A 26,434-nucleotide genomic window follows, 5' to 3' on the forward strand; every position below is an offset into this window, starting at 1 on the left:
CTTAAGTTTTGCCGGCCTTTGGGTCGGCTTTTTTATACCTTGAGAAAGCTCATCGTTAACGACTGGTCGCTAAAAAAGGGAACAATCGCCCCCTCTTTAAATAATCACTTGTATATCTTCGATTTATTGACGAAGAAGTTTTCATTGAGATACTTAGCAATTGGCACAAATGCCGAATTAGAAAAGTTAGGTGCGTCATTCGCACCAGAGCCTGCCGTTAGACCATCTGTTGTTTCCAACTTACTCGATGGCGTAGAGCTCCATTCCGCACTGGTCTTGTGCTTGCCAGTCAGCATGTATTCATAGACCACACCAAAGCTAGCACCTGGGTTTAGGTTAGCTGCAATATCATGAATTTCATCGAATTTTCCGTTGCTCTCATCAATCCCATCACTCGAGTCTTCATCACAATCGGTATCTGTGCCTTTAACTCGTGGCGTAGTAACATGGCCATTACCGTAATTGCATTCGTTGTAATAGAGTGAACTGTCATAATTAATCAGTGCGATATGATCGTCGTAGGCGTTCTTCAACTTCATGCCTAATTGGTGGTTATCGTCACCATCAATATAGTAATCAAACAATTGCATCAACTTTTGATAAGCCGTAGTGGTCAGTGTTTCGTCTTTACCACCAATATCGGTATAGATTAACTCGATACCTTCAAGGGTCGAACTGCTATCAGCAAAGTCAGAAAGCCCAAAGATAAACTCTTCGTCCAGCGTACTACCGTTAGGTTCGCCATTCGTTACGCCAATAACCACAGTGCGGTTCGCAAACCTCTGATTAACTTCTTTAGACGCCATATGCAGGAAGTCAGCAATTTGCTTAGTTACCGTTTCGTGCTGCTTCTGTGTTGCTGTATTCATCGGCAAAACATAGATGCCATCTTCAAATGCGCAGTTGGCGACATCAACAGACTGAGAGATCTCCACACCATAACTCTTTTGATAGCAATCAAGTTTGCTATAGACCTGAGCATTAGATGTTGCAGGCTTAGTATTGGTTGATGAATCGTCATCACAAGCAGTCACTGCCAATAACAGCGGGAGAACTAAAGATAGATGGCGTTTGTTCATAGACTTTGGCCTTAAAATAACGAGCTCTTTGGAGCTACTAAATACAGATAAAAAGGTCGGGCGTCCTTGCCCTATGCAAAACAGAAAAAGCAGAAAATTACCTTTCACAATGAATTGCCGTGTTGTTGCCACAAATCATAACAACCAGTACTTTGCTTGTGTGTAAGCTGACGTAAGCCCATGTAAGGAAGCAGCCGAAGAGGAAGGATAAATAAGAGAAAAGCCAGTAACGATTTACAATGTAAACCCATTACTGGCTTTGGTGTTAGAAGGTGTTACGCGTAAAAATTACTGACGACAACTCTCGGTATCAAAGTCGACCGCAATCGCGGCATTTTCAAAATCACCAGACACTTTCAGATAGCCCCAGTAATTCGCTTGACGTCCAATGGTAATACACTCGTTTGTGCCCGGATTATCAGACCAGCCATGTAGATTAGAGCCTTGGTCATTCGGCCAACCATAGTTACTGTATTGCAGCTTAAGTTCACCAGAACCATTGCCTGCGGTGATCGCCATTGAAGAGTATTGATCAACCCCTTCAATACTTAACCAGATAACGGATTGAGAGGCTAAACATGCTGGTTCTGAAGCAATCAAACGACCCTCACTGATTTTGCCTTGTACAACACAGTCACTCGGTAGGCCAATAACCCCTTCAGAGCCGCTAATCGTAATCGCTGTGGTGGTCGTTCCCGTATGACCATCATTGTCCGTGACGGTTAAGCGGACCGTGTAGCTCCCTGCACTTGTGAATTGGTGCGTCGGATTGGCCGATGTGTTGGTCGAGCCGTCACCGAAGTCCCATAGGTATTGGGTAATTTCGCCGTCTTGATCTTGGCTACCTGCACTGCTGAATGAAATGGATTCATTGACTTTACCTTGATTGACTGTGTTAATGACTGCCGTTGGTCTGCCCGTCTGCCCATTAACTAATTGTTGCTGCCACTGTTCGAACTCGCTTTGATACTGCGTCGCCCATTGAGTGATAATCACCTTATACTCGCCCCAATTGCCTGCGCGCGTTTCCACTAGCATGTGGTTAACATCATCCATATGACGCTCAAACATGAAACGAACCGCTAAATAGCCCCAGCGATAGATACGGTCGACATCAAAACCGTCATAAGTGGTTTCAAAGATCTCTTGCAGCGTATAGGTTGAACCATCGAGAATCGTGTCGAGCGCACGCTGGTTGTTGTTTTCATTGGCGACGTATTCAGCGACCCCTTCACTCCACCACACGACTTTTTCAGTTGGATGACCAAAGCCACCATACATATCAAATCGACCATCAAGGTAGTGCACGTACTCGTGCTCTAAGTTCCATACAAAATGGTCAGCATTGGCATAGGAAGCCTCATAAGCAATAAAGTTAGGAATGTTACCTGGCGTCGCAGGATCCCCCTCTAGATACATCCCGCCATTATTGGTATTGATATCGAAGATAGGCCCGCCGTATTTACCGTAATCGTCACTGCTATCAAAAATGTTCACTTGCAGCTGAGTGTTGTGGTCATCGGCGACGGGTTGATTACCTGTCTCTAGGCGAGTATGGAAGTAGCCTTCTTCATAACCCATTTTGTCACACGCAGCTTGATGCTGAGCCTGCGTCATATTCTGCGATAGAATGCGAATGGTAGGGCTACAAGTGTAGCTTTGCGCCAATACCAGCGATTTCAACTGTTGATCAAAGTTGCAGATACCGAACTCTGAGCATTGCCCGTAATAAGAAGCCGTATCGGCAGTCGCAAGCCAAATACTGTCACCAGTACCGTACATTTCATATTGGCTGAATATGTTCTGTACCTTTGCTTTAACGCTAGCTTCTATCGGTGCGTTTTTATATTGCAGCAATCGACCAAGCTCTCGACCCGCATTCGCTGCCATAAATTCATCGCCTCGACCAAGCGCATCTCTGTTCGCCGCGAAACTGCCTAGAGCGTCAACCAACGCGGTCTGCGAACCTATACGCTGGACGTATTCATCATTCCACTGACCGCCAAAGAGAATCGTAAACACACCATTAACCGCATTTCTCATATACCATTGCTGGGCATAATCACCGTTCCAACGTGTCAGCCATTGGGTAACCACGTCGAGGTACTCATGCTGTAGACCGGCGCTATCCATTGAGATAATAACTTCACTAAGCACCTTGCCGTGTGCATCGCTATTTTCATAGAACGCACTGCTCGCGACAAACGCATCAATCGCTTCTTTAACTGCTGGTTGAACCCAAGAAACAAAACTTAACTTGTCATTGTAGAACTCAGCGTAATAACCAGCCCTTAAGTAAAGAAACAGCGCTTCAAGCTCATCACTGCCCCCTCCTTGGTAAGTTTTGGCTAACGATGTCGTGTGTTTGGCAACATCGTGCATATTAGCCGATGCGAAAGCACTCTCTTGAATTCGGCTTTCTGCAGAGAATAATTCATTGACGCAATCACTTCCCTGACCTGTTATCGCCGCGATTAAGCTACTACTGCTTGACGTTGCAAATGCCTCAACATCACAAACCATCGCTTCTTCCGCTGACATGACAGATAGTGTCCGCATCATCGGCTCTGGCTTTTGTGCCAATTGTTTGGTTGGAGCATACTCCGGAGTGCTATCTTCCACACCATGATGAAGATCATGTTCATGGATTGGTGATCGGTCGACTACTTGCGGGACAGGTTCACTAAGCGCATGAGCACTTAGGCTAATAATCGCGCCTGCTACAGCGACTGCTAACTTCTTAAGTTCCATCTTAACTCTACTTATCTTTGATAGTTCAAATGAGGATTGTCTTCTTGACCAACGCAACTTTGCGTTCACCTCAATCTAGTCTCCAAGCGACTCACAATGAAACATTTCATTAACATTTAATTTTTAAGTCTCAGTTAGTAAGACGGATGGATTCGAGAAATAGGACTGACTTTCAAAATAGGTATAAGTGGAGACCATCGGCAATTATTCAGAAAACAGCTACAACTCATAAACTCTGCGACTCAAACTGCCTCAGCCATAGTGTAAGAATTGCCTCAATTTCACCGTTTTCCTTACTCTATGCGCTTTGTGTCTCATTTTTTGACCAACCGTTTACAAATAAACACATTTCAGTGGCTATTCTTACCGTTGATGCATCTCTTCTATGTATAGTTTTGATTGTACTGAAGATTTATTACTAATATCGCCCCTGAGCATATAGGCCACAATGAACGACAAACTTAAATTCGCCACAAAAGTTGCTCTGAGTCTGACGCTCGCGTACCTGATTCCTTTTGCTATGGGCTGGCCGCAAGCATCGACGGCGGCCACAACCGTCATGCTTATTGCCTCTATTGGTGGTCGGAGAGAGTCCCTTGCTAAAGGAACCTTACGTGTCGTGGGCACCCTAGTGGGCGCAGTGATTGGATTACTCCTTGTTGGTATGTTCGCCCAAGAGCGAATCCTTTATATGCTGAGCGTGTCGGTCGTTGTCTCGATTCTTTTCTATTTCCGTAATGCCTACAAAAAAGACCCCACTCTGTTAGCTCTCACAGGGGTGATGACCTTAATGATGTCGAATGGTGGCGATGCGGAAGGCGCGTTTATATATGGCGTAGACCGTGCATTCATGACCGTGTTCGGCGTGGTCATCTTTACTTTAGTCGGTACGTTTTTATGGCCAACAAAGACCGAACAAAACTTACGCAAGCTATGCGAACAGTTGAATCATACCCAGCAAGCTCTATTTAAAGCGATTGTCGAAAGGTTTGAGGAGAAGGTCTCACCGTCAGCGAAGAGTCGTGATAATGAGCATGAAGACAACGAAGCGCGAGATAAACCTTCCATCGATGACCTACTCGATGAAGTGTTCACTGCCCAAAACGCACTTGAGCAACGATTTTCTACCGTAAGTGCCGAGTGTAGTGATGTGTCGGCATACATAAAAGAGTGGCAGCTTACTGTTCACCTCAATAAAGAAGTCACTCAAGCCCTTAGTGTGGCAACGCACAGCCATTTCAGTCACCAACAGGACCGTAATTGCGTGAATAACTTTGATGATGCGATAGAACAAATTCAAGCTCTATTTAACACCTGCCAACAGATGTGGGACAACGAAGGTCCAGCCTACCGCGCACAAAAACTTACCATTGATTACGACAAAGATGCCCTTAGTGATGCAACTCACCTAGTCAAAGGCTCGGCGCTTACTCTAGGGCACTTATTACAAACGCTACACCAAAGCTTGTCACGCATAGCAGAAAGCATCAGTTGCATCGATTCGGTCACCAATAACATCTCGTTCTCTCAAGAACTGCCTAAACAACAAGGGAAATTTCTCTGGTGGGATGCGGAAAACTTTAAGACCGCCGTCAAGACCTTCACAACCTACTGGGTCGCAGGGCTAATTTGGATTTACTTCAACCCTCCGGGTGGTTACTCATTCGTGGTATTTTCGACTATCTACATGTCACTGCTGTCGTTTGTACCCGTTCATCCATTGATGCTGTTGGTCCTCTTTACCATGGGCTTTGTTTTTGCAATACCCTCTTACGTGTTCATTTTACCCGGGTTGGAGTTGGGGGCAGAGCTAGGCCTGTTTATCTTCATTTATACCTTTATTGGCTTCTACCTGTTCAAAGGGCCCGTCACGATCTTCTATATGGTCGGCTTATTTGTTCTCGGTCTAAATAACACCATGAATTACCATTTTGGCATCCTGATGGGCATTATGACGATGTTTTATATGGTGGTCTTTATGATCATCTTTGCCCACTACTTTCCATTTAATTCACGTCCAGAGCACCTGTTCTTGACCATGAAAGAGCGCTATTTCAGGCATATTGGTGATTTGTTCACTACCTATCAAAAACAATCTGAATCTAGCCTCAACTCGCTCAAACGTTCACTGCATATCGTGACGCTAAACGTGACGACCCAAAAACTCAAAGTTTGGGGCTCTAAAATCAATCACAAGCTATTTAGCAACACCACTCCTGAGTCAATCGGTGCATTCAATAAATCGTGTGAAGTGCTGAGTAACCACATCAACATACTGGTCACGGCAGAGAAAAAGCTGCTCAGCAACCCACTAATCAAACAATTACGCAGTAAGCATACCGATTCTATATTGCCGCAAATGGCCAGTGCGTTAGCCACACACCAGAGCAGCGAACAACTCAACTCGGTATTTGAGCAATATGACCAAGACTATCAATCCTTTGAAAACAGATTGGAAAATTTCTTTAGTGAGTTGGAATTATCTGACTACGCTTACTCAGAGATCGCCAGCTTTTATATCTTACTGAATCTAAAAAGAAATGTGTTCGAAGCATTGCAGCAATGCAAGCAAACCTACGAGGATATCGATTGGGTAAACTTACGTCAGAAGCGATTTTAAAGGTAGGGATAGTATGCTTCTAAAACTCTCAAAACCAAGCTTTGCCATACTGTCGTTACTTGGCCTCAGTGCATGTACTGTGGTTGGCCCCGACTTTACACTACCAGAGCAAAGGCCACTGCCAAGTGATTGGTCAGTTGAACAAACCGACAGTGACTCTCAAAAGTCACAGCAAAAACTGCACTTGTGGTGGCAACAGTTCAACGATCCCACGCTCAATCAGTTGGTTGAAATGGCAAGCCAACAGAACCTCGATCTTGAAGCAGCGGGATTGCGAATTGTCCAAGCTCGCTCATTACTCGGGATCTCAACCGGTTTGCAATATCCACAAGTCCAAGCCGTATCTGGTAACTTGACTCGTGCTTATGTGAATGACCAAGGGGTTAACAACGCCGGACTGTCGTTTGATGCGGGTTGGGAAATGGACGTATGGGGCAAATACGCGCGCGGTATTGAATCTGCGGAAGCAAGCTATTACGCCTCTGTCGCCTCTTACCACGATATTATGGTTACTATCACCTCAGAAGTCGCCCGCAACTACATTAACTATCGTACGTTCCAAGAGCGCCTTTTGCTCTCTCGACGTAATATAGAAATACAACAGCGCGTGGTGAATATTACGCAAGTTCAGTTTGATTCTGGCAACGTCACCGAGCTGGATGTTCAGCAAGCTAAAAACCAACTGTTCAATACCAAAGCAGCGATGCCTTCGCTAGAAATTGCGATGAAGCAGTCTCGCATGGCTCTGTCTATGTTGCTTGGTGTTCTGCCAAGCGAAATTGAGGCGTTACTTTCTTCAGAACGCTTCAACCAACAGATGGCCGACTATGAAGCTCAGTTCAAGTCATCAAACCGTAAGCCTGCGCTATCGGGTAACAACGACCGCTCTATTGTGCCCCACCCACCGATGCTCGATAAACAGGTCGATGCCAACCTGGTAATGAGAAGGCCTGACTTACTCGTTTCAGAGATGCAAGCCAGAGCTCAAAGCGCGAAGATAGGCGTGGCTGAAACGGCGCTGTATCCAAACTTTTCGCTGTTTGGCTCTATCGGCATCGACAGTACCGTTCCAGATGGCAACAGCTTTAGCTTTAGTGACTCACTAACGATGGCCATCGGTCCGACCTTCCAATGGAATATATTCCAGTATGGCCGAGTGAAAAATAACATCCGTTTTGAAGATGCTCGCTTCCAAGAAACGCTCACCAACTACAACAAGAAGGTACTGCAAGCGGTCAATGAAGTGACCAATGCCCTTGATGCTTATGACTTGTATCTCAAGCAGCAATCTCTGCGTCTTCAGTCGGTGAATTCTTCAATTCGTGCTTACAACATCTCGATGACTCAGTATGAAAATGGCCAGATATCGTTTCAACGCCTGCTCAGCTCTGTAGAGAAAATGACGCGCGCTGAAGATAGCTACGCCAGCATCAAAGGTAACGTCGCCAACCAAGTCATTGCACTATACAAAGCATTGGGTGGTGGCTGGGAAGCTCAAACTGGTAAAGCCTTCTTATCTGAGCCTGTTGCGCAGCAAATGATCGACCGTAATAACTGGGGTGGCGATTTAGATGAACCAGGCCGTCAGCTGCCGGAAATTTACATTGAGCCACCAGCAAAGAAAGGACAGCAAGGTGATTCACAACAAGAGGAGCAGCAGTGATGCCACATGAACTCTCTTGGGGTGATGTTTACTTCTCGCCTTTTTTATTGGTGCTATTCCTTGCGGTCACGGCCACATGGATAACCGTCATCATTTTAAACAAGACCCGTTTGTCTCGTTTTATCACGTTTCCATCGCTCACGTTCATTGCCATCATGGTGTGTTACGTCGTAGCAATCGACAGCTTTTATCTACAGTTTTAGGTGCCCAACAAGATGAAAAAACTCCTCATTATTGGCCTCAACCTTGTCATTCTTGGTGGCGCAGCTTGGTTCGGCTACCAAAAATTTGATGAATATTTTAATAACCCTTGGACTCGCGATGGGCAAGTTCGCGCGAACGTTATTAAAGTGGCTCCGCGCGTTTCAGGCCCAATCGTCAATGTCGCGGTTCTCGACAACCAAGAGGTGAAAAAAGGTGATCTGTTATTTGAGATTGACCCTACGACCTATGAAGTGGCGCTCTCGCAAGCGGAAGTTACGCTAGAGAAAGCGACCGTCAGCTCACGTGGTAAAAAGATTGAATATGACCGCTTGAAAGATATTCGCGCGCGAGATAAGGGAGCAGTATCGCACAAAGACCTAATTCGACGTGAAATCACGTATCAAGAATCACTGCTGCAAATCAAATCGGCCGAAGAACAGCTCAAATCGGCACGCTTAAATCTTAGCTACACCAAGGTTTACGCTTCCGTCGATGGTTTTGTATCAAACCTTGATATTCGCAACGGCACGCAAGCAGTCGCAAACCAACCTTTAGTGGCGCTTATCGATAAACACAGCTTCTGGGTATTTGGCTTCTTCCGCGAAAACCAGTTGGCACACATTGCTCCTGGGAATGAAGCTCGTGTGACCTTAATGTCTCATCCGGACTCACCGATTGTAGCAACGGTTGATTCGATTGGCTGGGGTATCGCGCCAAAGGATGGCACGGTTGGCTATAACTTACTCCCAAATGTGAACCCTGTTTTTCAATGGATTCGCTTAGCGCAACGTATCCCCGTTCGGGTTTCATTAAAAGAGCTGCCTGAAGGCGTGGTTCTGAGATTTGGGCTTTCAGCTTCGATCATGGTGATGAAGGACTCTTCATCAGATGACGAATAATTAAACGACAGGATTAACTATGGCCATTGGGAAAAAACTCAAAAATATTAACGAAGAAAACAACTTCTTCTATCTCACTTTGGCGCTGATTGGGTTACTGATTGGCAGTGCCTTTGTACAAGTCGTCAATGAAGGTGCAGTGGAGTATGTTCTACAGGGATTTACCATCGTGACATTTATCGTCTGCTTAGCCAGTCTACGTTTTGATAAAAACTGGTCACGTTTTTTGCACTCACTGCTCGGCACATGGATCGCCGTACTCGCGATTAAAGCTCTACTAGGAATAAAAGAGATGGATGTGGTGATGCTTGCCCTCACCTTCGCGTTCTTCTTTGGCACATTTAAATCTATCGCACGACAAATTTTATTTACGGGCCGTGTTAATAGCAACAAAGTCATCGGCTCCGTTGCTCTTTTTCTGCTGCTGGGGCTCATGTGGGCAATCGCTTATTTGATCCTACTTGAGTTCTCGCCAAATGCTTTCACTGGTATGGAAGCGATCTCTTGGGGGCAGAACTTCTCCAACGCAGCATATTTCAGTTTTGTCACTTTAACCACTCTCGGTTATGGCGACATTAGTCCTCTAACTCCGTTGGCGCAAGTCGTTGTGTATTTAGAGGCCATCGTAGGTGTGTTTTATATGGCGATTGTTGTTTCAAGTCTCGTCAGTTCCAACATTGAACATCAGGTAAACAAAAATGGATAAACAATCGGAATCAATCACAAACAAGATTTTCATCAGTAACATGGTGGAGTCGGCAATACGCATCGGCTTGATAGTCATCTTGCTGATGTTTACTTATGACATCATTAAACCCTTCATTCTTCCTGTCATTTGGGGCGCTATCATTGCAGTTGCGCTTATGCCAGTCTGTCAGAAGCTTGAAAGTTTATATGGTGGAAAACGTGGTTTAGCGGCTACCACTATCGCTCTAGCAGGTATTGCGCTGCTGGTGACACCATTGGTTATGGTATCAGGCTCGATCGTCGATGGTTCGACTCATGCGCTTCATGTACTCCAGGAAGGGAACATTAAAATTCCGGGGCCACAACCCTCCGTTGCTGAATGGCCATTGGTCGGTGAAAAACTCCATGAAGTCTGGTCTCTGTTTGCTAACAATTTAGAGAAAGCGATTCAGACCTTCATGCCACAAATCAAATCGGCGCTCACATACTTGCTCGGTATGGTTGGCAACGTACTGGGTAGCTTACTGCTATCGATTCTATCGTTGGCCATTGCCGCTGGTTTTATGACCTATTCAAAGTCTTTATCAGCTGGTCTTACAACAATTGCTGTTCGTGTTGCCGGTGACAACGCGCAAAGTTGGGCCTCAATGATCGCTGCGACAATCAAGAGCGTTCTTCTTGGCGTTATTGGTGTTGCTGCCATTCAATCACTATTGATTGGCGCAGGCTTCTTCGTATTCGGGATTCCAGGAGCGGGCATACTGACCCTAATCTTGATGATTCTTTGTATTGCGCAATTACCAGCACTACTGGTTGTACTGCCGATCGTCGGCTACATGTACATGACTCAAGATACCACTACCGCAACGCTGTTCACTGTATGGGTTGTAGTGGCAGCACTGTCTGAGAACATCTTCAAGCCAATGTTGATGGGCCGTGGCGTTGATATTCCGATGCCTGTGATCCTACTGGGTGCAATCGGCGGCATGCTGATCTACGGTATTGTCGGTCTGTTCTTAGGTGCCGTTATCCTAGCAATTTGGTATGAACTTTTCGTTTGGTGGTTGAATATAGAAAAGGCTCAACAAGAGAAGGCGGCGAAGAAAGAAATCGAAGCGATTCAAACCTCTAAATAGAACCCTACACGCCATAAAGAAAAAACCGCTATCTTCTAGCGGTTTTTTTATTCTTATCACATCACGATCGAGCCTTGTACAGGCGATCAAAGTCCGGGATATGCTGCTCCCATATGGGTGGCGTTCCAATATAGGCCTGCACCGCTGCAATAAATTCACGCACCAGTGCGGTCTGCTTTCTATGAGGGTATAAGGCGTATAGAGCCAACTCATGATTACACAATAGATGATCCGTCAGTAACGGCTGTAACTGCATGGTTTCGATATTAGTGTTGATGTTCGATGTCGCCACCCACGCATACCCTAAGCCATCAGAGACCGCCTCTAACAACACCTCTGTATCATTAACGCGGCAATTACCCGTCATTTTGTAGCTAGTCGCGACGTTTGCTTGCGGCGTTTCGCCTAGCCTCATGGTATCTACCATGATTGAACGATTGCTGTAGATCACCGCGGGTAACTTGGCGAGCTCTTCCGGTGTTTTAGGCTCACCATAGCGCTCGATAAAGCTGTGCGAAGCGAGCAAAACAGGCCGAATATTGGCGATTTTTTTTGCAATCAAACTCGAATCATCTAAACGACCGAGGCGGAATGCGACATCGAAATGGTCAGAGATAATGTCAGAGCGTTTATCATCGAGCAGCAGCTCAATCTCAACGTCTGGATACGTTGCCATAAACTGGGTGATTACAGGTCGAAGGTGGTTTCGTCCAACATGATAAGGTGCCGTAATTCGAATCCGTCCTTTCGGCTGAGCGTGGTAGGAATCCGCAATAGATTGAACATGATTCAGCGTCCCAACAATACTATGCGCTTGCTCTAAGATCTCTTCCCCTGCTGGTGTTAGAGAAAAAGAGCGCGTAGAGCGGTTTAACAGTTGAACCCCTAACTCTGATTCCAGCTTTTTGATCTGCTTAGAGAGCGAAGAATTATCCATATCATGCAGTGCAGCCGCTTTTGTAAACGATCCTTGCTGCACAACATCAATAAACAGGGAGAGTTGATTCACTAACGCCATAGTTAACGCCTACTTTTGCGCCCGCTGCCATTGCACCAACCACTTATCAAGGTGATTAGCGAATTGCTGGCGGTCAGCTTGACTCAATGGTGCTGGGCCGCCCGTTTGAATACCACTGCTGCGCATCGTTTCCATAAAGTCACGAATATTTAAACGCGATTTGATGTTCTCTTTGGTAAACAGCTCGCCACGAGAGCTCAGTGCATGACCACCTTTAGTAATGATCTCATCTGCTAATGGTATGTCACTGGTGATGACAAGATCGCCCGTCTCGCAGCGTTTAACTATCTCGTTATCTGCCACGTCAAAGCCTGCTTGGACTTGCAGCATAGTGACTTTCGGTGATGCCGGCGTGCGAATAAACTGGTTGGCAACCAAAGTCACCTCTACGCCAGTGCGCTCAGATGCACGGAACAAAATATCACGAACCACTACTGGACAGGCATCCGCATCGACCCAAATCTTCATCAAACTGAATTTCCTTTCTATTAAGGTATCTCTATTGAGCCATTAGACCGCAAAACATAATGGCTTAATAGCGAAATTTTTCACTGCTTGAATCAGAATGAGTTCATCAACAGCCACACACTGGCACACTTTATGAGTTGGTTAAGAGATTTTAAATTTGGACAAGAGGCAGGAAAAGCATCGACATAGGTGCATAACTCCTGACTATATATGCACTCCCTACTAGCGACCATGTATATATGCACTTGATTTCTCAGGTAATGAGAAAGACAACGTTTTTAATAATTAGGAATAAACATGTTACAACTCATTAATTAACGTTAATTTATAGTGATATATTTGGTTAACACTCCGTTAAATAGGTCAATTTTCTAGTGACTACCATCACATCTATAAATCTGAGCGATTATTTCTCTTTTTGATTTTCAAAATCGCCTGCTAACCTCCTGCTCGCCTTGAAGTGAACTCAAGGTGCATAACTATAAGGAGTGTTCACTATGAATACCAAGAAACCGATGTCGCTAACTAGCCGTGTAATTTTCGGCATGATAGCAGGTATCTTGACAGGCTTTGCGATTCGCAGCCTATTTGCTGACAACGGATTTGTCGATGCATACATCGTTAATGGACTATTTGAAGTCGGCGGCCAAATATTTGTCGCTAGCTTGAAAATGCTTGTCGTCCCACTCGTGTTCGTTTCACTTGTTTGCGGTACAAGCTCACTAAAAGATCTTTCAACACTGGGCCGTATGGGTGGTAAAACACTCGCGTTCTACGTAGCGACTACAGCCGTTGCTATCACTCTTGCCCTAACTATGGGTAATCTCTTCCAGCCAGGTGCCGGTGCAGACTTAACTGCAGCGAGCTCATTCAAATCTGCTGAAGCACCGTCACTGGGTCAAGTGATCATTGATATGTTCCCGACCAACCCAATCAGTGCAATGGCAGAAGGTAAAACGCTCCAGGTTATCGTATTTGCGGTTCTATTTGGTATCGCAATCAGTGCCGCTGGTAAACCAGGTGAGCGCATCGCTTCTTTCTTCTCTGACTTAAACGAAGTAATCATGAAGCTAGTTGCGATTTTGATGAACCTTGCGCCTTACGGTGTGTTCTTCCTAATGGCGAAGCTTTTTACTGGCCTTGGTTTAGGCGCTATCCTCAACTTAGCTGAATACTTCCTTGTTCTAGCGGGTACACTACTGCTACATGGTTTGGTTACTTACAGCGTGATGCTAAAAGGCTTCACTGGTCTAAGCCCAATTACCTTCTTGAAGAAGATGGAAGACGCGATCATGTTTGCCTTCTCTACTGCTTCTTCAAACGCGACAATTCCAGTTACGATGGAAACGGCTAAGAATCGCATGGGTGTAGAAAACCGCGTATCTTCATTCACTATTCCGCTTGGTGCGACAGTGAACATGGATGGTACAGCAATCATGCAAGGTGTTGCGACAGCCTTCATTGCTCAGGCGTTTAATATTGACCTGACGATGGGTGACTACTTAATGGTCATCATGACAGCAACACTGGCTTCGATTGGTACAGCTGGCGTTCCGGGTGTAGGTCTCGTCATGCTCGCGATGGTATTGAACCAAGTAGGTCTGCCTCTAGAAGGTATCGCACTTATCATGGGTGTTGACCGTCTACTTGATATGATTCGTACTGCGGTAAACATTACTGGTGACAGTGCGGTGACTATCATCGTCGCTAAATCAGAAGGTGCACTGGATGAAAATCGCTTTAACGACCCAATGGCGGGTGTTGAAGAAGAAGAAGTCCACTTAAAGCGCTCTGAAGCTTAATCACTACTTCTAAGATCACAAAGCCCTCAACTCCGGTTGAGGGCTTTTTTTGTACCTTCTGTACCCAACTTTGTCCCCATGGCGCCAACATCCACGTAAAGTTGCTATCACGACAAAAAGATCACAATGAACAGACTTGCCAATAATAAAAAATAATTGCCCCATAACCCTTGTTACAACATGGTTTTATAGCCTAAGTGAGACTAATAGATATCAGACACTTATATCTAATCATAAGAAAGTACTAACCACTCGTTGAGCATTCTTCACCTATTTTAGCTAGCCAAACTCGTCGAATATTACTGTATCTATACTATTATCAATAGTATTAGTGGTCATAACTCATGAGAGTAAGGTAGGCAAAATGAAAAGCACGATAATCGCTCAGTTAGTAGCGTTCACCCTTGCACCTTTGGCATTGAATGCTTCCGCAGAGCCCCCTACCTTTCAAATGGGTCAAATGCTATCAGAAGCTCAAAATACCTGTATTGTCAGATTTGATGACTCGATCAGCAAATTTGATGTAGAAGGACGAACACGAGGTATGCTTGTCGCGTCAAACGCTCAAGCCAAACACATTTATAAGCACTCAATTAAAGGCTTTGCGGTCAATATGCCTTGTGTTAAAGCACAAGACGTCTTTGGTGACGACCCGGATATTGTCAGCTTTGAGCAAGACAGCCTCATCTTTGCCTTGGCGCCTCCTCCGGGAAAAGGTAAAAATAAGGATGATTCTGGAGATCCACCAGAAGAGACCAGCCAAACCACTCCATGGGGGATTACTCGAGTCGGCGGCCCGGTAAATGGGAGCGGTCAAGTCGCTTGGATTATCGACACTGGCATTGACTTAAATCACCCTGATCTCAATGTAGATGCTAACAATGGATTTAGTGCATTTAGTAGCGGCAGGGATAGCAGCCCTAATGATGGCCATGGGCACGGTACTCACGTTGCGGGCACAGTAGCCGCTTTAGACAATAATAGGGATGTCGTCGGTGTAGCCGCAGGCGCAACCGTGGTTCCAGTAAAAGTGCTCAATCGACGTGGTTCAGGGACTACTTCGGGCGTAATTGCGGGCGTTGATCATGTCGCAGCCAATGCAGGTTCGGGCCATTGTGCCAATATGAGTTTAGGCGGTGGCGCGAGTGCATCACTTGATGCTGCGGTTATTAGATTAGCAGAAACTGGTGTACTCGTATCCCTTGCAGCCGGTAACAGTAGTAATCGTGCCGATACGTCTTCGCCAGCACGCGCAAATCACGCCAACATTTATACAATCTCAGCTACGGACAGAAATGATGTGTTCGCTTATTTTTCTAACTACGGCAATCCACCAGTCGATTATGCGGCACCTGGCGTTAGCGTTCTTTCTACGCGTGCAGGTGGTGGTACTGTCACCTATAGCGGTACATCAATGGCAGCCCCTCATGCTTGTGGTGTACTTCTAATGATGAACTCAGCGCCACCAGCGACCAGTGGAAGTGCTAGTGGAGACCCTGACGGTAATCCAGATCCAATTATCCACTTATAAAACAAGCACAAAAAAGCCCGGAACTAATCCGGGCTTTCTTTACTAGCAAACTATTCAGTCATTGCCTGCAGCTTTGTTCTAGCTTGCTGTTCATGTTCTGGTTTAATCGCACTGCCAACCGAATTCGCAGCTAACGTTAGTGCTGCCATATCATCGGTAAAACCCACACCAGCAATCACATCCGGCACCATATCGGTAGGTAATACAAAGTAGGCTAACGCGCCGCCAAGAACCGCTTTATGCTTTACCGATGTTTCTGAATCAGTCATCGCAAGCCATGATTTAATGCCCATAATGGCCAACTCTTCGCCCGCCTTTTTGACTGAACCTTTCATCTTGGCCCAGAAAGTTTTCTCATCTGGTGCTTGAGCGGTATTGTCTGAAAATGCTTTTAGAGTCGAAGTTGAGTCCATCTTTGCCTCCAAATTTCCTATTGATGGCAAAGATTGTACCGATGTAAACATGAACCAGAGATTAACCAACGCACCTCAATAAAAAATCCCCAAGCTTTCACTTGAGGATTTGTTCATCTTTTTTGGGGAGGGGGAAGAGATTACTTAGCGAGCTTTTCCAGTACTCGCATCAACATCTTGATACGAGGCTCAATCGACTCAAGTAATAAGTACTCTTGGTCACTGTGAAAACCCGCCCCTATTGGCCCTAAACCATCCAGCGTTGGCACACCTAAGATGGCAGTATTGTTCGCATCTGAACCACCGCCAACTTCTTTCCAGTTAATGTCGATGGATAACTCTTCAACCGCTTGTTCGACTAACGCCATTAAGGATTCAGTCTGCTCGCTTGGCACCATAGAAGGCTTGTACGCTTCACGCTCTAGTTGGATTGAAACACCATCAATAAACGGACGTTGAGTGAGACCATTCAATTCAGTATCAACATCATCATACTCAGCATTGCTCCAGAAGCGCACATCAACGATCGCTTCCGCATGTTCAGGGACAATGTTTGCACCAGCGCCACCAGAAACAATACCGACGTTCAGTGTAGTACCTGACTCAAAGTTAGTCATAGCGTTAATCGCGATGATCCAATTGGCCATTTCAGTGATCGCGCTGCGGCCATTTTCTGGTTCATTACCCGCGTGAGCCGCAACACCGCTGAATGTCAGCTTGTAACGCGCCATGCCTTTACGAGCTTTGACTAAGCCACCATCTGCACGTGCTGCTTCTGCAACCAAAACGTTTTTCGCTTGTTTCGCTGTTGCTTGAATCCACTCGACCGAGTCAAGCGAGCCAGTCTCCTCATCGGGATTCATACAAATACAGATAGACAGTTTATCCAGTACCGTTTGATCAAGGTTACGCATTGCGTAGACCACATTAAGTAGGCCAGATTTCATATCCGACACACCCGGACCGTAAGCTTTTTCAGCATCAGTGGTCATTGGGCGCAGTTCCGCTGTACCAACAGGGAAAACGGTATCCATATGACCAATCAACATCACGTCGATCTGTTCTGCTTCAGGCTTATTGCGAATCTCTAAGCCAACACCCGCTTTACCACAATCAATACGCTTTACCTGCCAACCTGCTAACTCAGCAAATTTGGCTTCAAACTGATCAGCGATAAATGTAATACCATCGACAGTATAAGTACCACAGTCGACATCAATCAGTGGACGAAGCTCTTGTAAGTAATCATTCAACGAAAAGTTCATATTCTAGCCTTACACGAATAAATTCATCACAAGCATTGCGCCAAATGCATTCAAAACTGAGATAGCAATCATCACTGGGATGTAGCGACCTTCAGTACCGATTGGGCCCATGATGCGTCCCATGTACTGAACTTGAGAGCCCATTAAGTAGATAGCAGGTGCCAAAATAGCAATATGAGCACCATTAAGAATGCCTTGGTCGAATAGAGTAATCACAACGCCAACCGCGCCGCCCATCGACATCCATGCGCCAATTAACACTGCTGCAGCTTCGCCCGGAAGGCCAAATACCGCCATAATTGGTGAGAAGATCGTACCCATTGCATCCAAAGCACCCGTAATTTGTAGCGCTTTGATGATAACGAAAGCCATCAATACGTTAGGAACGGTAGAGGTAGTGGCAATCACCCAGCCTTTTTTAGCACCTTCAACGAAAATATCCGTTACCATAGGTTTTCTTGCTTTAACTTCGCTCATTATGCTGTCTCCTCTTTTAGGTTCTCACTCTCTTTGTCTTCTTTATTCGCTTTACCTTCCGTTAGGTTTAGGTAGATACGGAATAGGTTCGCACCAACAAACTTAAATACGAACATAATCGCGACGGCTAAGCCGATTGAAGAGGTCACCGCTAGAGAGCCATCCGCTAAAGTTAAAGTAAATAACACTGCACCAGATGAGAAGAAGTTAACGATGGTAGCACCGGCAGTGAATTGGAACATGGTGAAAACATCGGTTTCACGTTTTGTTAGGCGCCCTTCATCTTTTAACTGACGAGTCATTGCGGCACCGGCATCGGTACTTTGTAATGAAGCGATAAGTGCGAGACCTGAGCTACCAGGGATGCCCATTAATGGACGAAGTAGAGGAGTCAAAAGTTTACGCGCCGCATCTAACGCGCCGTAGTGCTCAAGTACGTTAATAACACCCAATGCGAACATAACCGTTGGGATTAGAGTTAACGCAAAGATAAAGCCATCACGAGCACCGCTGCCGCCTTTACCGCGTAGCGAGGTCGTTGCCGCTTCTACGCCTTCTGCTGTCTCTTTTACGTCATATGCGACCTTACCAAATGAGCCATTTAACGTTGTAAAGTCGAGCACACCGTACCAGTCATTTGACTTCATTAAGCCAGAGAAGAATACCACTGCGAACGCTAGAGCAACGTAGCAACCCCACGTAACCTTGCGCTCTTTTTGAGTTGGATCGGACATAATTCACCTATGTTTTTCTTATGTGGAACAGAACACATAGGATCTTGATTCAAAGTGATAACGACAGTGATGATCAGAATCAAACAGTGATACAAACTATTAATGACTTTTAATTTATTATCATATTTTGTGATTACCACCATAAACAGAACATCAACCCAACGATAAATATCAACATTGCATATCAAAAAGATTCATACTTTAGTCATAATCAGTTAATTAATCGGTGACAATTCAAACAGATCAAACCTACCTCACATACCGATTATCAATTCCTCATTAGAATGGATTCATCATAAAAACAATAACTTTCAAGGAGTGAAAGTATGAGAGTGCCGTGGTTCATTTTTATTGTTACCCTTTTTTTACTGCCCTTATCTAGTTTTGCCGCCACCACTACAAACCAAACCTTACCTTTAACCGAGTCAACCATCGGCTACGCTGCGTTAATCATCTTCGCTGTCGCCTACGCCCTTGTGATGCTTGAAGAATATCTGCAACTGCGTAAATCAAAGCCTGTCTTACTTGCAGCAGGTGTGATTTGGGCAATGATTGGCTATGTCTACTCTCAGTATGACCAAATTGAAATCGCTAAAGCAGCCCTTGAACACAACTTACTTGAATATGCGGAGTTGCTGTTATTCCTCTTAGTCGCAATGACTTATATCAGTGCGATGGAAGAAAGACGTCTTTTCGATGCCTTGCAAGCGTGGATGGTGGGCAAAGGGTTTAACTTCAAGACCCTATTCTGGTTAACCGGTATCTTGGCATTCTTTATTTCACCTATTGCCGATAACCTAACTACCGCTCTTCTAATGTGTGCGGTAGTGATGAAAGTAGGCGGGGACAACCCTCGCTTTATTAACCTTGCCTGTATCAATATTGTCGTTGCCGCTAACGCTGGCGGCGCCTTTAGTCCATTTGGTGATATCACGACCTTAATGGTTTGGCAGGCTGGGCACGTTTCATTTGCTGAATTTATGCCACTGTTTGTCCCTTCGGTGGTCAATTACGTGCTCCCTGCGTTAATCATGTCGTTTTTTGTTCCCGACACCAGCCCAAATGTTGTCCACCAGCATGTCGAGCTTAAACGTGGCGCTCGTCGTATTGTCGCCCTGTTTATCCTTACCATCGCTACAGCGGTTGCTTTCCATGCTGTGCTCCATTTTCCGCCAGTCATTGGCATGATGATGGGTCTTGCGTATTTGCAGTTCTTTGGATTTTTCCTTCGTAGAACCCTCAAGGCTTCCCTACATAAGAAAGCAGCCATCGCGATCGAGAATCGAGACGATCACGCATTAAAACGCTTAGGCTCTGTTGTCCCATTTGATGTGTTTAGAAGAGTCTCTCATGCCGAGTGGGATACGCTGCTATTCTTCTACGGGGTAGTAATGTGTGTCGGCGGGCTAAGTTTACTGGGTTACCTAGGTCTTATCTCAGAGGTGATGTACACCCAATGGGATCCTATCTGGGCAAACGTCATGGTGGGTATTCTCTCTGCGATTGTCGATAACATCCCTGTGATGTTCGCTGTATTAACTATGGAGCCTACCATGGACATGGGCAACTGGTTATTGGTAACACTCACAGCGGGTGTGGGTGGTAGCTTACTCTCAATTGGTTCAGCCGCTGGTGTGGCGTTGATGGGCGCAGCGCACGGTAAATACACCTTCTTTGGGCACCTAAAATGGATGCCCGTGATCGCCATTGGCTACGCCGCCAGTATTGCCGTCCACCTAATGATGAACTCTGCTCTCTTTAGCTAGAAGGTTAAACTTGGTAAAAACAACAAGAGCTGCGTAACTGCAGCTCTTTTTGTATATAACCTATCGAGTTAGTCGAGACGCTTCAACCAAGTACTTGAGAGTTGATATTTAGCGCAAACACTACAGGTTAAAAGCTCATTATCACCGTGGATACGCATCACGATGTCATCACGCTTTTCTTTTGAGCTATTGCGCATGCGTATAATTAGTTTGCCGTCGTCGACTTCAAATGGCTTGGAAAAACTCTCACCATTATCTTTAACTACGGTTAGTATTGCGTCGTTGAACTCTAGTAAGTCACCGTTATACTGATTGTCATAAATACCAACAAACGAGTATGTTTTCTTATTAATAATTCTCTCGGCTTCTTGCTCTGAGCAGCCAAGTAAAGCAGTGGACAAGATGCCAACAACACCTAGTTTTATGTTCCATTGCTTTGATTCCATTCGTTACCTCGTTTTCTCCAGTTCTAGAAGCTTCGCTTTTCGCTCAACGCCACCCGCATAGCCTGTTAGCTTACCATTTTTGCCAATGACTCGATGGCAAGGAACTATAATTGATATCGGATTTTTGCCATTTGCCAACCCGACAGCCCTGACCGCTTTGGGATTACCAATTGCATTGGCTAAATCTTGGTAGCTCCAAGTTTGTCCATGCGGAATAGAGGTTAGTGCCTGCCAAACCTGCATTTGGAATGACGTACCTTTAGCTGCTAAAGGCAAATCAAACTCAGTACGTTGACCTGCGAAATACTCATCTAGCTGTTTGATTGTACGCATCAGTATTAAATTAGACTCAGTATACTGACCCAAAGTTACAGGTTGTGTGGTCTGAGTCTCAAACCATGCACCAAGCATGCCATCATCATCAGCTTGTAGGGTCATTACACCTAACGGTGACGTATAAGTGGTATAAAATTTATTCATGCGTGGCTCCAACAATGAAATGTCGCATAGCTTCCCCAAGGAGAAACTGTCTCGGTGGTTAAATTGGTAAAATTCTGGCAGGACTTTTTTACCACAAGGTCGCTATCGAGGAAGCAGTTAGGCTCACTGTTACCTCTTAGGCGCGCATAATTCACGGTCCACGGACCAATACCCTTCAGGTCTAGCCAATGTTCCAGTGGCGCATCCGCGTGCTCCATCATGTAACAGGCAAACCTCGCCAATGTTTCTTTTCGGCTCTGCGGCATTTTCAAGAATGACAGATCCGCTTGACTGATCTCCTGCGGAGTCGGAAAGTGCGTCACACCATTTGACTGAAGTGTCTGGGTAAGCAAGTTCAATTGGCCAATCGCCGCTTTAATCGAGACTTGCTGACCTAAGATTGCTCTTACACCTGCTTCCCATGGGCTCCACACTCCGGGAATACGAATTCCAGAACGCTTAATCAACTCAGGCTCAATAGAACTAAGATGAGACTCAATTTGCAAAACGTCACTGTCTAAATCAAACATACGGCGAACTTGGTTAATCAGTTCACGTAGCTTGCTCATATCATCCAATTTGAATTCAACTCTCATGACACCCGATTTTGGGTTAGAAATAGAAAACCACCCGCGGCAATCTTCAATTTGTATGTATCGTTGATAGGAATCCGATGTTACTCGCTCTAACCCCTCAATCGCCCTTAATTGGTAGAAGTCGAGCATATGCTGCCAATCAAACGCTCCTCGAAACGCCAAGTCAACGTGATTCACGCGATTATCAAGGTTGGTCTCTTTACGTATCTGACTCGGCGCAAGCTTTAGCGTCTGCTTGAATGCATCATTAAAGCGGCGAACACTGTTAAACCCACTCGCAAGGGCTATGTCCGTAACCGTCAGTTTCGTCGTATGCAGCAATTGCTTGGCAAACATCAACTGATAACAAATCGCGTACTGCTTAGGTGACATACCGATGTGCTGGTTAAAAAGTTTACGCAGGTAACGATCAGAAATACCCAGACGCTCAGATAGCTCAGTCAACGAGGAGTGAGTTAAATCGCCTTGCTCAATCAGCTTTACCGCTCTTTGAAACGTCGCCTCTACGCCTTTCCAAGCCCATGAGCTTGGCGCACTGTCTGGCCTACAGCGAAGACAAGGTCGGTACCCTGCCTGCAAGGCTTGTGCTTTATCAAGGAAATATTCGACATTCTCTTCCTTGGGTAAATTCGCCGGGCAGATAGGCCGACAGAAGATACCCGTGGTTTTCACCGCCACATAGAAGCGACCATCAAAACGTCTGTCTCGCGCCATCCGTGCGATATGGCAATCTTTTTGCGTTAATTTGTTTAAGCTGACTTCCATGATCTTTCTACTATTGTTCAAACGGTTAGATAAAGTTTAAAACTTCATCTACTAAATACTAGCCATTTTCGGAACTCAAGACCATTTGCGAACCAATATTCTTCTTCTAGGATTAGAATTGCAGACAAAATAAATAAGAAGGAAGTTGGCTATGAACCTGCACTCTTGCACTGTTGTGCTTAAAGATAATCTCACCATGACGTGTGATGATGTTGAACAAACACTCGGTATAATTGACCAGCACGGCCCTACCAACATTGACCGTATCTTGATTGATGCTTCAGATGGTCAATCCATACGTTCCTACCACGAAATGAGCATTGAGGAATCAATAGAAAGCTTGATGAGTTTATAGACTAAAACATATTGTAAAAAAGCCTCGATATTTCGAGGCTTTTTTATGCGTCATCGGTTATTCATCATCAACAGGCAGATCGGCCATCTGTTGTAGACTATAAGCCGTCACTGGATCGATGGTCTTCACTAATTCTTCGACCTGCTTAATCGCTTCAACCGAAGTGCTCGCCTTACGGTAGCTGAGGTAGATTGGGCGATACCAATCTTCAACCCCTTGCACTTTATGCAGTTGTCCACTCGCCAAGAACGGTTCAACTAAGGAGGCAGGTAAGTAAGCACTTCCCCCCTTTTCAAGGATGAAGTCTAGAGCGATACGTGCTGTCGATGTGCGTAGATAAGGCGCTGGAATCTTAGGGTGTCGCTCAGCATGCTCAGAGGCAAACTTAGTACCCCAATCAACATAGACGTACTTATCTTCGAATACAGTTTCTAACGCTTCTTCTCGCGTCGAAACCAAGATCAACACTACGTCTGCGACTTTTTTGCAGTTAAGCTCATCCGCTTTAATCTGGTCAAACGCAAACGCCATATCGAGCGTACGTTCTTGCAATTGGCGATTAAGCACTTCACGACCCATGATCTCGGCCATGAAACCATAACCTTCAAACTGGTCAGTCACGAGACTTAGACAGTTTTGTAAGTAGGCATCCCAGACGCTCGGAGTACCACCTAAGGTGAGTTGTAATGCTTTACCACTTTCTAGAGAGAGCTCTAACTTCGCTTGCTGCAAAGTGCTCACCATAACTTCGGCGTAGCCAATAAGCCGTTCACCCGATGAAGTCAATTTGATGTTGTTACGGTCACGAATAAACAGCTGAGTATCAAAGTAGCTTTCTAGCTGTTTGATGCGAGCACTCACCGCTGCTTGGGTGATGTATAGGTTTTCTGCAGCTTTACCAAAATGTCTGACTTGAGCCAGTTCTAAAAACGTTCTGAAGACTTTTACGTCCATTGGGTTACCTCTACCGACGATCTTGTAAGGTTAGCAAGTACGGTGAAATTTTTTAATCTTTCAATCACTAAAGTGTTATCTAAATTTAATAAAACTATTCAATAGTTAAGATAAAAAGGTTTTGTTTTTCTTTTATGAATTTTCCGCCTACTTTTCGCTCTAGTTCCCCATGTAGGTATTTATAGAGGCTACCACAATGTCAGACACTCAATTTCGTCATGGCAAAAAACGTTTTTACGACAACACTAAATTCCCACGAGGCTTTGCCAAGTCGGGTGATTTTACGCTTGTAGAGGAAGAAATCCTAACCCTTTATGGTGACACCATGCTTGGTTTGGAGTCTGGTGAATTACAACCAGAGAACGCCGAAGAGAAACACTTCGTTAAAGTACTGGTTCATCCAGGCAAAGCGAAGTCAAAACTAGAACGCGTCTGGCTAAAGTATGTTCAACTAGCTCGTGGTCGCAAGCGTTTCCACACACTAAATGGTCGCACTAAGCCTGATGCTAGCAGCATCGAAGACTATGCAGATGATGTGAGCTTGGTAGAAGAAGACTAACACCTAAGCTCCTGATACTGGCGAAGCTTTTATCAGGAGCTTGTTCTTCTTGGTAACTTTTGAAGTCACTCGAAACAGTAGACTAACCATTCCACTGCCCGACAAAAATGTTTAGAGGCGTCTTTTACTCTTACAATCCCCACACTCATTACTTGGATTAAATTTCATCCACACAGCTAGATTTACTATGCAAATAACTTAACAGTTCTCATTTGCATATTTTATCAGTCTAATTTAAGGATGAATAATGAAAGTCAAAGTCATCACACCACTCCTTGCAGCAAGTGCTCTTGCCGCGCTTAGCTCATTTAATGTTGCGGCTCATGGCTGGGTTGAATACCCAAATGCTCGTCAAAACATTTGTTACGAAGATGGTGGTTTTTGGACCAATGAGATCCCAAACCTAGCGTGTCAGGCTTCGTACGACATGTCTGGTGCTTACCCGTTTGTGCAACGTAGTGAAACCGCAGCCAATGTCCCTAACTATCGTGATATGGCGCATGTGAAAGCGATTGTCCCTGATGGGCAGCTGTGTTCGGCGGGTGATGCAGCGAAGAAAGGACTAAGCATTGCCTCACCCCACTGGCAGCGCACAGACATTGCCCTAGATGAAAACAACCAGATTGATTTCGTCTTCTTTGGCAAAGCCCCTCATAACCCATCTTACTGGGAGTTCTATTTAACCAAACCGAACCACGACTTTTCAAAACCACTCAAGTGGGATGATCTGGAGTTGATTGATACCGCGGGTGACATCTACGTAGATGCCGAAAAACGTTACCGCATGAAAGTCACCTTCCCTGCCGATCGTTCAGGTGATGCTATTCTCTACACTCGCTGGCAACGTATCGATGTAGCAGGTGAAGGTTTTTACAACTGTAGCGACATCACTTTTGCCTCATCAGGCACTACGCCACCGACTGGCCCCGGAGAACCGACAGAGCCAGGCAACAACCTCGCATCTCTTGGGTACTTTATTCCACAAGGTTTCGGCCCAGTCGAAGCCGGGGATACCATCCGTTTTCGCACATTTGACGCAAGTGGTAGCGAGATTGTTGACCTAACTCTGCCTATTTCAGCCACTAATACTCAAACTTGGCCAGCAGAAATGGCCGACCAGTTTAACGCTCAACAAACTGGCGATTGGTATGTAGGGATTTGGCATCAAGAAATGAATCACTATATGTTTGATAGCAACAACATCGCTTCCAACCAAGTGTTCGCTCCAGACAACTCATTTAGCTACGCTCTGTCTCTGATTAAAGGAGAGACACCACCCGTCGACCCAGTCAACCTATGGGATCCAAACGCAATCTATAATGCTGGTGACGTCGTCACCCACAATGGCAAAGAGTGGACTGCACAATGGTGGACAACAGGCGACGAGCCTGGCACGACCGGGGAGTGGGGAGTTTGGCGTTAATGAGCTGATTATCCTACAAATAAAAAGCCCGCTAAAATTAGCGGGCTTATATTATTTTGCCAGTAAGGCGACTTTTTTAAGGAAGCTGTCGCGTAGATGCTCTTGGTCGTACTCCAGATGGTACGTATTGTGAAAACCTACTTTGAGTTCAACACCATTGCCACGCATATAAACGTTATAGCCATCGTAATCGGAGAACGCTTCAACGCCTTCATACATCTTGCCATGTTCGGTGGGTGAACCATTCGCCATGACCGTTTCATACGCCTGCAAGATTTTTCCCGGGTCGAGTTCGTTTTTCATATCACCCCCTCCTTACTCTAATGTTTAAAGTATGAGCAAT

The 26,434-nt window shown here is 45.4% G+C and carries 25 protein-coding genes; 12 read left to right on the top strand and 13 right to left on the bottom strand.

Annotation, left to right across the window (positions count from 1 at the left end):
• Positions 1-104: 104 nt before the first annotated feature.
• Both VIA_RS08470 and VIA_RS08475 read right to left on the bottom strand, forming a co-directional pair.
• Positions 105-1,079 carry a hypothetical protein gene (locus VIA_RS08470; RefSeq protein WP_004412426.1) on the bottom strand — a complete coding sequence of 325 codons (975 nt, stop codon included), beginning with the start codon at positions 1,077-1,079 and terminating at the stop codon, positions 105-107.
• Between the two features lie 288 nt (positions 1,080-1,367).
• Positions 1,368-3,830 (bottom strand): collagenase, encoded by a 2,463-nt coding sequence (locus VIA_RS08475; RefSeq protein WP_004412427.1) that lies wholly within the window; start codon positions 3,828-3,830, stop codon positions 1,368-1,370.
• 448 nt (positions 3,831-4,278) lie between these two features.
• Here VIA_RS08475 and VIA_RS08480 point away from each other — a divergent pair, with 448 nt between their 5' ends.
• Genes VIA_RS08480 through VIA_RS08505 form a run of 6 tightly spaced genes read left to right on the top strand, consistent with a single transcriptional unit; the run spans position 4,279 to position 11,039 of the window.
• Positions 4,279-6,450 (top strand): FUSC family protein, encoded by a 2,172-nt coding sequence (locus VIA_RS08480; RefSeq protein ID WP_004412428.1) that lies wholly within the window; start codon positions 4,279-4,281, stop codon positions 6,448-6,450.
• 13 nt (positions 6,451-6,463) lie between these two features.
• Complete coding sequence (locus tag VIA_RS08485; protein WP_004412429.1) at positions 6,464-8,113, top strand: TolC family protein; 1,650 nt, start codon at positions 6,464-6,466, stop codon at positions 8,111-8,113.
• Positions 8,113-8,316 carry a DUF1656 domain-containing protein gene (locus VIA_RS08490; RefSeq protein WP_004416057.1) on the top strand — a complete coding sequence of 68 codons (204 nt, stop codon included), beginning with the start codon at positions 8,113-8,115 and terminating at the stop codon, positions 8,314-8,316. Before VIA_RS08485 ends, VIA_RS08490 begins: the two co-directional genes overlap by 1 nt.
• 12 nt (positions 8,317-8,328) lie before the next feature.
• Positions 8,329-9,216, top strand: a complete 888-nt coding sequence (locus VIA_RS08495; RefSeq protein ID WP_004412430.1) for an HlyD family secretion protein — start codon at positions 8,329-8,331, stop codon at positions 9,214-9,216.
• A gap of 19 nt (positions 9,217-9,235) precedes the next feature.
• Positions 9,236-9,922: a potassium channel family protein gene (locus VIA_RS08500; RefSeq protein ID WP_004412431.1), complete on the top strand. Its 687-nt coding sequence runs from the start codon at positions 9,236-9,238 to the stop codon at positions 9,920-9,922.
• Positions 9,915-11,039: an AI-2E family transporter gene (locus VIA_RS08505; protein WP_004412432.1), complete on the top strand. Its 1,125-nt coding sequence runs from the start codon at positions 9,915-9,917 to the stop codon at positions 11,037-11,039. Before VIA_RS08500 ends, VIA_RS08505 begins: the two co-directional genes overlap by 8 nt.
• A gap of 61 nt (positions 11,040-11,100) precedes the next feature.
• On the opposite strand, the gene VIA_RS08510 is transcribed toward VIA_RS08505, so the two are convergent.
• Positions 11,101-12,057, bottom strand: coding sequence for a LysR family transcriptional regulator (locus VIA_RS08510; protein ID WP_004412433.1), 957 nt, complete (start codon positions 12,055-12,057; stop codon positions 11,101-11,103).
• Positions 12,058-12,066: 9 nt separating this feature from the next.
• On the bottom strand, positions 12,067-12,525 hold the full coding sequence (locus tag VIA_RS08515; protein ID WP_004412434.1) for a YaiI/YqxD family protein: 459 nt from the start codon (positions 12,523-12,525) through the stop codon (positions 12,067-12,069).
• A gap of 497 nt (positions 12,526-13,022) precedes the next feature.
• Here VIA_RS08515 and VIA_RS08520 point away from each other — a divergent pair, with 497 nt between their 5' ends.
• Positions 13,023-14,327: a dicarboxylate/amino acid:cation symporter gene (locus VIA_RS08520; RefSeq protein WP_004412435.1), complete on the top strand. Its 1,305-nt coding sequence runs from the start codon at positions 13,023-13,025 to the stop codon at positions 14,325-14,327.
• Positions 14,328-14,691: 364 nt separating this feature from the next.
• On the top strand, positions 14,692-15,858 hold the full coding sequence (locus tag VIA_RS08525; protein ID WP_004412436.1) for a S8 family serine peptidase: 1,167 nt from the start codon (positions 14,692-14,694) through the stop codon (positions 15,856-15,858).
• A gap of 50 nt (positions 15,859-15,908) precedes the next feature.
• Here the strand turns inward: VIA_RS08525 and VIA_RS08530 are convergent, their stop codons facing one another.
• The 4 genes from VIA_RS08530 to VIA_RS08545 all read right to left on the bottom strand — a co-directional run bounded on the left by VIA_RS08530 (position 15,909) and on the right by VIA_RS08545 (position 18,747).
• Entirely contained in the window at positions 15,909-16,271 is a 363-nt protein-coding gene (locus VIA_RS08530; RefSeq protein WP_004412437.1) for a YkvA family protein, read from the bottom strand.
• A 140-nt stretch (positions 16,272-16,411) separates the two neighbouring features.
• Positions 16,412-17,536: a M20 family metallopeptidase gene (locus VIA_RS08535; protein ID WP_004412438.1), complete on the bottom strand. Its 1,125-nt coding sequence runs from the start codon at positions 17,534-17,536 to the stop codon at positions 16,412-16,414.
• A gap of 9 nt (positions 17,537-17,545) precedes the next feature.
• Positions 17,546-18,013, bottom strand: coding sequence for a YjiG family protein (locus tag VIA_RS08540; RefSeq protein WP_004412439.1), 468 nt, complete (start codon positions 18,011-18,013; stop codon positions 17,546-17,548).
• A complete protein-coding gene (locus VIA_RS08545) occupies positions 18,013-18,747 on the bottom strand; it encodes a nucleoside recognition domain-containing protein (RefSeq protein WP_004412440.1) in 735 nt (244 codons plus the stop codon). The genes VIA_RS08540 and VIA_RS08545 overlap by 1 nt, the downstream gene beginning before the upstream one ends.
• Before the next feature lie 326 nt (positions 18,748-19,073).
• Between VIA_RS08545 and nhaD the strand changes: the two genes are divergently transcribed.
• Positions 19,074-20,513, top strand: coding sequence for a sodium:proton antiporter NhaD (nhaD, locus tag VIA_RS08550; protein WP_004412441.1), 1,440 nt, complete (start codon positions 19,074-19,076; stop codon positions 20,511-20,513).
• A gap of 68 nt (positions 20,514-20,581) precedes the next feature.
• On the opposite strand, the gene VIA_RS08555 is transcribed toward nhaD, so the two are convergent.
• The 3 genes from VIA_RS08555 to VIA_RS08565 are packed head-to-tail and all read right to left on the bottom strand — an operon-like array spanning position 20,582 to position 22,800.
• Entirely contained in the window at positions 20,582-20,959 is a 378-nt protein-coding gene (locus VIA_RS08555) for a hypothetical protein (protein ID WP_004412442.1), read from the bottom strand.
• 3 nt (positions 20,960-20,962) lie between these two features.
• Entirely contained in the window at positions 20,963-21,439 is a 477-nt protein-coding gene (locus tag VIA_RS08560; protein ID WP_004412443.1) for a methylated-DNA--[protein]-cysteine S-methyltransferase, read from the bottom strand.
• Positions 21,436-22,800 carry a DNA-3-methyladenine glycosylase 2 family protein gene (locus tag VIA_RS08565; RefSeq protein ID WP_004412444.1) on the bottom strand — a complete coding sequence of 455 codons (1,365 nt, stop codon included), beginning with the start codon at positions 22,798-22,800 and terminating at the stop codon, positions 21,436-21,438. The genes VIA_RS08560 and VIA_RS08565 overlap by 4 nt, the downstream gene beginning before the upstream one ends.
• Before the next feature lie 151 nt (positions 22,801-22,951).
• Between VIA_RS08565 and VIA_RS08570 the strand changes: the two genes are divergently transcribed.
• Positions 22,952-23,155, top strand: a complete 204-nt coding sequence (locus VIA_RS08570) for a hypothetical protein (RefSeq protein ID WP_004412445.1) — start codon at positions 22,952-22,954, stop codon at positions 23,153-23,155.
• 57 nt (positions 23,156-23,212) lie between these two features.
• Here VIA_RS08570 and VIA_RS08575 read toward each other — a convergent pair whose 3' ends face one another.
• The gene (locus VIA_RS08575; protein ID WP_004412446.1) at positions 23,213-24,109 is read right to left on the bottom strand and encodes a LysR family transcriptional regulator; all 897 of its coding nucleotides are present in this window, start codon (positions 24,107-24,109) and stop codon (positions 23,213-23,215) included.
• A 196-nt stretch (positions 24,110-24,305) separates the two neighbouring features.
• Between VIA_RS08575 and VIA_RS08580 the strand changes: the two genes are divergently transcribed.
• Both VIA_RS08580 and VIA_RS08585 read left to right on the top strand, forming a co-directional pair.
• Complete coding sequence (locus tag VIA_RS08580; protein ID WP_004412447.1) at positions 24,306-24,668, top strand: MaoP family protein; 363 nt, start codon at positions 24,306-24,308, stop codon at positions 24,666-24,668.
• A 247-nt stretch (positions 24,669-24,915) separates the two neighbouring features.
• Positions 24,916-26,091: a lytic polysaccharide monooxygenase gene (locus tag VIA_RS08585; RefSeq protein WP_004412448.1), complete on the top strand. Its 1,176-nt coding sequence runs from the start codon at positions 24,916-24,918 to the stop codon at positions 26,089-26,091.
• A gap of 51 nt (positions 26,092-26,142) precedes the next feature.
• On the opposite strand, the gene VIA_RS08590 is transcribed toward VIA_RS08585, so the two are convergent.
• The gene (locus tag VIA_RS08590) at positions 26,143-26,394 is read right to left on the bottom strand and encodes a DUF3081 domain-containing protein (protein ID WP_004412449.1); all 252 of its coding nucleotides are present in this window, start codon (positions 26,392-26,394) and stop codon (positions 26,143-26,145) included.
• Between the last annotated feature and the right edge of the window lie 40 nt (positions 26,395-26,434).

Origin of the sequence: Vibrio orientalis CIP 102891 = ATCC 33934, assembly GCF_000176235.1 — a bacterium.
Taxonomy (GTDB): domain Bacteria; phylum Pseudomonadota; class Gammaproteobacteria; order Enterobacterales; family Vibrionaceae; genus Vibrio; species Vibrio orientalis.